Below are 7985 nucleotides of genomic sequence, written 5' to 3'. Positions count from 1 at the left end.
AAAGCCTTTACTTTCATTTTTAAAATAATTATCTTCTATAAAAAGTCCATCATCATTAACCTTACCTATACTTATCTTAGCACTATAACTTAAGGTATTATTCTCAAAGCCTCTAAATAAACCCTCTAAACCTATACTACCTACATTAGAATTTTTATTTGCTATATATGAAAATGGTGTATAAGCGAAAGCTTTATCATTTAAAGTTTTATGATAAATACTAGAAGTAAAGTATAAAGATGAATTAGTATTAATCCATACAGGATAAGAAAAGTCTATACCTATACTTTTTGAAATTCCACTAAAGCCAACTTCTTGATAATCTCCACCTAAAGAATAATTTCCTTTTGATACACTTGGAGTAATTTTTAAATTTCCTAAAAAGAAAGTATAACTTGCTCCATAGTTGATTTGTTTTTCATTGCTTGATTGTAAGTAAAAATTATAATAATCTCCCATATTAAGTATAGAATTAAATCCCATACTAATACCAGCTCTAATATCCCCTGCACTTTTAATACCATAATTATCAGCATATAATAATACATTAGCCTTAGTATCAGGAACTACTTCTATAACTATATCAGTTTCTCCTACATTCTCTCCTGCTTGTAAACCTGCTAGGGTTTGTACTCCATACATTTCATTGACTTTATACACACTATCTTCTATTAATTTAGTAGAGATGATTTTACCTTTGATTCTTTCATTAAGCTTACTTTCTATGAAATAATCTTTTATAGTAGTTTTATTCTTTATTATATACTTACCTAATGTTCCTAAGGCTATGTTTATTTGCACACTATCTTCAAATTCTTGTTGGGGCACATAAGCTGTTGCAGCAGGATAGCCATTAACTTGGAAATAATAAGCAATAATATTAGATATATCTTGTAAATCTTGCAAGCTAAATTTTCTAGTGCTAAACTCACTAATGAGTATTTGTAAATCTTCTTCTTTAATACCTAGCTTTTCAAAGCTAGTGTTTTCATTAGTGATAACAAATTTATATTTGGTTATTACTTGTTTAGTGGTGGTAGTATTGTTAGAACTATTATTGCTTTGATTGTTTAAATTAATAGTGTTGTTATTAGTTTGATTACTTGAGTTAGTAGAGTTATTATTAGAACTATTGTTTGTTTGATTATTTGGGTTACTTGTATTATTGTTGGTATTGGTTTGATTGTTTAATTTGGTAGTGTTGTTATTAAAACTATGATTGTTTGAAGCATTATTGGTATTAAAGCTATTATTAGTTGAATTAGAATTATTGTTTGTTTGATTATTTATACTAGAGTTAGTGTTAGCTTTGTCATTGTTTGTGTTAGTGTTAATTTGGTTATTTAGGTTGGTAGTGTTATTATTAGTTTGATTGTTAGCTTCCTCATTAGTTTCATCTTCTTGATTTAGTTTTTCTTTTAAGGCTTTCTTTTTTTCTTCAAAGTCTTTTTTAGCTTCTTGAGTTTTTTTATAATCATCTTTGGTTTTTAGATTTTCTTTGATAGCTTTGTTTTGAGGGAGATTTCTATCAGGGGATAGTTCTATAACCTTTTCTATATCATTTTTAGCTATGATAATACTTCCATTATTAGCATAGACTAAAGAGCTAATTGCTATAATACAAAGAGAAAGTTTTTTCATGATTTTACCTTAATTTATAATAACACTTGATTTAGATTAATTGTAATTTAAGAATTGATCAATAGTAAATTTCAATAATATCTACAACTATAAATACTAGGATAACCTAGTATTTATATTTTATATATCACTTACTACACAAGGATTCATAGTTTTAAATCCATCATTAACTATGCAAGTTACTGCTCTTTTTCTCGTGACAGCCTTATCTACATCTTTTTCTTTTCTAATTTTTTTTATCACAAGTCCACCATCTGATTTCAAACTATCGCTAGTTGATAAATAAATATTATTTTCTATAAAAGGTAAATCTTTTTTAGATTTTTCTTTTTTCACTGGAGTGCTTGGTTGAAGTTCTGTCCACGGAATTTCTTTTTTCGCGTGTTGCAATGCAAGCTGTGCTAATTTTGGCGTATATATATCTTGCTTAACATCTCCTATTATTTCAAAACCTCCTTTTGAGATAGTATATTCTATTTTATTTTTTATAGGGCTAATATCCAATTGAGAAACAATATCTTTTTGTTGCTGATTTAATCTGCTAATATTTTCTGCCAAAATATTGATTTTTTTGAAATCAATATTTTCACTACTAGCTAAAGCATTATATTCTCTTTCATTTTCTTGAATTTTTGTTTTTATTTCTTGTAGTTGATTTGTTAGTATTATAGATTTATCAAGAAAATCTTTCAAATCTTTCTTTAATAAAGCGAATATAAAATCTTTTTTAGAAATCACATTAGCAGTATTATCTAACAATTTTTCAAAAGTTTCATTTTGATAAATTTTTTCTTTATTAGCACCCTTTAAACCATTTTCTTGATAAGCATCTATAAATTCCAAACTCTGAACTATCTTCAAAGCTTCTTCTTTATTGTTTTCATTATCTTTTAAAAAATACTTAGACACGAAATCAATTTTCTCATCTTCACTCATCTGTTTATAATCTTTTTCTTTAAGCATATCATCTAGCGAGCTAATATAAAATTTATAATATTGACTTGCAATATCATTAATAGCATAATTTTCAATACTACTTTGAAAAGAATCATCTTTGAAAAGCATAGCTTCTTTGTTTAAAATAGCATTTAAATCTAATTCTAAAGCTTCTTTAAGTTCATCTTTTTTCTCATTTAAAGCAAAAGTAAGATAATTATGATTGTCTTTTAAAAATTGCTTATTAGAGTATTCTAACAATTTTTGTTTATATTCTTTATAAGCTTGCGTTTGATCACTGTATTCTTTTATATCAATAGAAGATTTTTTATCAGGAGAGTGTTTTCCATTTAAAATATCTTCAGGCATCCACACATGGATATTATGATGGCTTTTATCATCTTTATCTTTTCCTCCGATATCAAAATAACCAACTATAGTCTTTTCTTCATTTTTAGGTGCAATTGATTGAATTTGTGATTTTGAATTAAAAAAAGCATATATATCATAAAAATAACTAGGATTGTAAAAACTCACAAAACCAGTTGCTATTGTTGCTCCATTTTTATTATGCCCCGTTCCCTCAGAAATAATATTTTGTATATCATTTAAAATTATGTCGTTGAAATAATTTGAACCAGAATGCGATATAAAACCTGACGCATAGCTAAGTTCAGCTTTGTCTTTGGATATACTTTGAATTGTTTTTATATTATTTAAAGTTATACCAGTAAAATAATTCCCTCCACTAGCACTTGCAGCAAATCCACTAGCAAAAGAATCATCCTGCTCAAAATCATGAGAGCTATTTAAATAATGATCATATGTTCCTTTGTTATAAGATTGAATCAATCCTATATCATTTAAAGAAATATCTGTAAAGCTATTATAAGTTGGAGTGTTATTTTCTTTATATACATTTATAATCTCTCCGACAAATCCTCCTGATTTAGCACTTGCTTTATCCGTTACCGCACCTATATAACCAATATGATTTAAAAAAATATTATTAAAATCATATCTAGAATTTTGACTCAGTGAGGAGGAATAAACAGCTCCACTAAATCCGCCTACTTTTGAAGCTTCTTCACTTTTTGCCTGAATACCGTTTATATTTAAAATTGTAATATTTTTAAATTTACTACTTTGTATTGATGGTAATTCATATTTTTTGCCCTTTTTTATCATAGGTAGAGAATCAATATTAGCTACATCAACAATATCCCCAACAAAACCTCCAACATAAGCATAATCTTTACCATTGCCTATAATTTCATTGATATTTTTTAAAACAATGTCTTCAACTTTAGCATCTTGTTCTATAAGTCCGACAACACCACCTGCATAAAGAATATAATTTGTCGTATTTGCTTTAACATTACCATTCATATAATCTACATTGAAATTCTTTATATTAGCCCCATTACTTAAATTTCCAAAAATACCAACATAATTTTTATTGTTAGCCTCTATATTAATATTTTTTAAAGTAAATCCTTGGCCATCAAATGTTTTAGTAAAAGGATTTTTATTATCACCAATCATCATAGAAGTACAATTAAGACCATCTATACAATAATTAGCATAGTTTTGCCAATCTTTTCCTTCTTTGCCTTTGCCTTGATTGCCTTTAAAATTTATATTATTAGTAAGTCTATATTCGATATTTTTGTTAAAACTATCTTTATTTTCATTCCATCCTTTAGCAAAATGCCACCAATCCACATCAGAACTTATACCTATAAATTTATTATTTAAAAATTTTTTATTATTATGCTTTACTTCTATTTTGCTTCCAGTTTCATCTAAAGCATTATCATAATCTTGTTGTTCATAATTAAAATCCTTAAACGAAGATGGATTGTAATAATATCCCGTAGCACCTAAATATAAAGAACCTTCATCTTTAGCAGTTATATGCAACTTATCTATATTATTTAAGGTAGCAATATCAGCATGAGTTTCATTCCCAACTAAATATATATTTGTTTTTTTATCTTTATCTAAAGCTGCAATTTGATTAAAAGTTTTATTTTCAATATCAAAAGTTCCATATAACAAAACCTTATTCCCTATAAGTAATACATTATTAGCATTAATATTACCCATATTAACTACATTGCCTGCTTTTTGTGGTTTAAACACCGGTGAAAAAGTTAATCCATCATCAAATTTTTGCATCTTTGCAAACTTTTGTATATCCTCATCACTCATAGACGAAGTCGAAGCCACAAAGCGATTAGCATTGATAGTTCCTGTTTTAGTAATGATTACTCCATTAGGATTGATTAAAAAGACATTATTACCTTTTGCATTTAATACACCTTCTATGGTAGATTTACTTGTCCCATGAGCAATGTTTAGGTAGTTTTTATTGTTTCCATTAAAATTTACACTTTCACCTTTGCCTATGCTAAAGCCACCACCCCATTGTATGACTGAGTTTGTTCCATTACCATTAATTTGCATATGACCATTGCCAGAAGTTATAGTCCCACTAGTCCCATGAGTAAATTTACCTCCACTAGGTAAAGCCATTAGTGGAGAAAATAGCATTGATACAGTTATACCTGAGAGTATGATGTGATTTGATAGTTTTTTCATGTTGGCTCCTTTTTGTGTATTATTTTTTTAATTTAAATTTACTACTATGCTTTTTGCATCTTTACTTACACTTAGAGTGTATTTAGCTTTTTGAACTTTTGCTTTGATATTTTTATGTAAGCTTTGATTGTTTTTAGTGATAGTTTCTAATAAGCTTTGTAAGTCTTTTTGATTTAAGTGTTTATTATTTGCATCTACAAAGCCTTTTTCACTTTGCATTAAAATAAAGCTTTTATTTTTTACATTATTGTTGGTATATACATTAATAGAACTATCTTTAGAAAGATTAATCACTTCTTTAGCATTTAAATAAGCTTTAGTATCATCTTTTAAGATAAAGCTATAATGATCAAAGTTATTAATAGTATTTGCTTTTATATTTGTATTTAATATTAAATGATTATTAGTACCATTTTTATGTGTTAGAACTTTTGATACAAAGTTATTATCTTTTTTAGTTTGTAAAAAGCTTCCTGCTAATACTTCTATATTGGTATTGTTAAAAATATTAGTATTACCACTTAAGTATAAAGTATTATTATAGCTTTTATCATTTTCACTATATATTCCAGAAGCGCTTATAAATATAGCTTTGTTGTTTTTATACTCATCTATATTTAAATTATTTATATGAGTATAATTATCATGAGTATTCTTAGCTATACCTGCACTAATTATTATTTCCCCTTCTCTTTTATCAGAAGCTGTACCTAGGGCTAAATTATCAAAGATAAAAGTATTATTAGCACTTTCATTTTTTGCATTAATAATATATACATTAGAACTAGCTGCACTTGAATAATCTTTAATATTTAAAGTATTATCATTAGCATTTTCATTAGCTCTTAAAATGATTTTAGAACCTTTATCTATATTAGAAGCATTAGATAAAGATTGCACCATATTATATTTTATAGTGTTTTTTTCTAAATTATCAGCTTCTATAATAGCAGTGAGGTTTCTACCTGATTTTACATTATCTAAAACTATACTATTAGCATTAGCACTACTTGCATAATATTTACCATCTTCAGACATAACTGCATATAAAAACATAGGAATATCAGAATTAGAATTACTGATATTAATACTATTATTATTTGCTTTAGAACTTAGAGTTTGTGCAGCAATAATATTAATCTTATCATATCTTTTTTTATCTGTTACTCCTTGAGTAATACTTCCTTCTATATTTATACTATTTCTATTAGCTCCTTTAGTAGCTACCCCACCATAAAGATTGATTTCATCTTTACCGGTAAAATTAAAATTGATTTCAAATGGCTTTTTCAAATTCATATAAATAACATTATCATTAGCCATACCATTATTAGTTATACCTGCATAAAAGTCTAAGAGTGCTTTTACTTCTATATTGGTATTTAATGCTAATAAGGTTTGTAAATCCTTAATGATAATAACATTTCTATATGCATTACCTTTTATAATCCTTCCCCCATAAACTGCTCCTACTAAAATAGCATTGTATGCTAATGGAGTATTTTTAGTATCCACTCTTAAATCTAGTTTTAAATCATTAATAATTACACTATTATTGCTTACTTCATAGCTTTGATTGTTATTTACATCTACAAAAGCTCCTCCTAAGTGAGTAGCAGATGATGTAGAATATGCTCCACTTGGACCATGGACTAATAAAGAAGCTCCATCTATAATAACCTTATTATTTTTAGCATTGCCATTATAAGTATAAGCTCCTACCACATGAGTCATTCTCTCATCAAAAATATTATCCCCTAAAGTGCTTTGTTTATAAGGAGTAGTATGAAAGTCTATCTTAGAGCCGCTATTTAAAATAACAGTATTGTTATTAGTATTAGCATCAACCCCAAAAGCACCTAAGATATAAGGAGCACCATTTAAAGGTAAGGTATAGGTGTTTTCAACACCCATATCCACATAGGCATCTTTTAAGAAATTTAAAGTATTATTGCTTGCTTCACCTTTTCTTGCTATGGCTGGAGTGATTAAAAAATTATATTTATTATCTAAGCCACTAGCTTTAGGATTAATTACTTCTTTATCGGTAGGTTTTAAATAATATACTGAAGATAATTCCCCTGCTTTTAATACTAAGGTATTATTATTTGCTTTTGCATTAAAGGTATAGGCTGAAACTAAAAAAGGTATATAGCTTAATTGATTTAAAACGGTATTAACCGAACTAAAACTATGAAAACCATTAACTACAAAAATATCTTCTTTAATACTTGGAGTGAGTATATGCTGTCTAAAGGCTAATTTATTTAAATTCAAATGAGCCTTATCTTTAGGATTATCATAGATTAAAGTAATATTTGAAAGGTTTTTATTGCTAGCCATTTGACCATAGAAGTTTTTACCACTTAAGAGTTTATATGTATCAAGATTATAATCATAAACATCATTATTATTAAATTTGTGCTGTTTAATAATATAAGCATTAGAAGTTTTATCATAATTTGCCTGGGTGGCAGCTTCTAAAGAGTTTAAGGAAAATATAGTGAGTAAGAAAAATTTTAATATCATGCAATATTTTCTCAAAATATGTCTGAACAATATCCCCCCCCCTAAGGTTTAAATTAAAAAATAATCTTTTCATGGTATTTAAAATACCTCCTAGAAATTTTATATTTTCATAAAAAAGTTATACTACTGCTATGCATATAAATTTAAGCTTAAATTAAGAATAAGATATAAAATATCTCATTTTGAAAAAAATTATCAAAATGCTTGCTTATAGGCTTTTAGGTTAATTATTTTAATTGGGTATTTTTGTAACATACCAAACAATCAACATACAG

3 protein-coding genes are annotated in these 7985 nt (G+C 26.8%); all 3 read right to left on the bottom strand.

Annotated features, from left to right (window positions below; translation table 11 throughout):
* The coding region (locus tag L8X97_RS03660; RefSeq protein WP_318529831.1) for a ShlB/FhaC/HecB family hemolysin secretion/activation protein at nt 1–1641 on the bottom strand (1641 nt) is incomplete at its 3' end.
* Between the two features lie 120 nt (nt 1642–1761).
* Nucleotides 1762–5181: a filamentous hemagglutinin N-terminal domain-containing protein gene (locus L8X97_RS03655; RefSeq protein ID WP_263662660.1), complete on the bottom strand. Its 3420-nt coding sequence runs from the start codon at nt 5179–5181 to the stop codon at nt 1762–1764.
* Between the two features lie 27 nt (nt 5182–5208).
* A complete protein-coding gene (locus tag L8X97_RS03650) occupies nt 5209–7710 on the bottom strand; it encodes a hypothetical protein (protein WP_263662658.1) in 2502 nt (833 codons plus the stop codon).
* Nucleotides 7711–7985: the final 275 nt, after the last annotated feature.

Source organism: Campylobacter sp. CNRCH_2013_0671h (assembly GCF_025773055.1).
Taxonomy (GTDB): domain Bacteria; phylum Campylobacterota; class Campylobacteria; order Campylobacterales; family Campylobacteraceae; genus Campylobacter_D; species Campylobacter_D lari_D.
The sequence above is the reverse complement of the archived record's forward strand: the minus strand, read 5'-3'. Positions and strand labels throughout refer to the sequence as shown.

Excerpts from the sequence above, each read along its gene's own strand:
- L8X97_RS03655 (WP_263662660.1), bottom strand. The coding sequence starts at position 5,181 with ATGAAAAAACTATCAAATCACATCATACTCTCAGGTATAACTGTATCA.
- L8X97_RS03650 (WP_263662658.1), bottom strand. The coding sequence starts at position 7,710 with ATGATATTAAAATTTTTCTTACTCACTATATTTTCCTTAAACTCTTTA.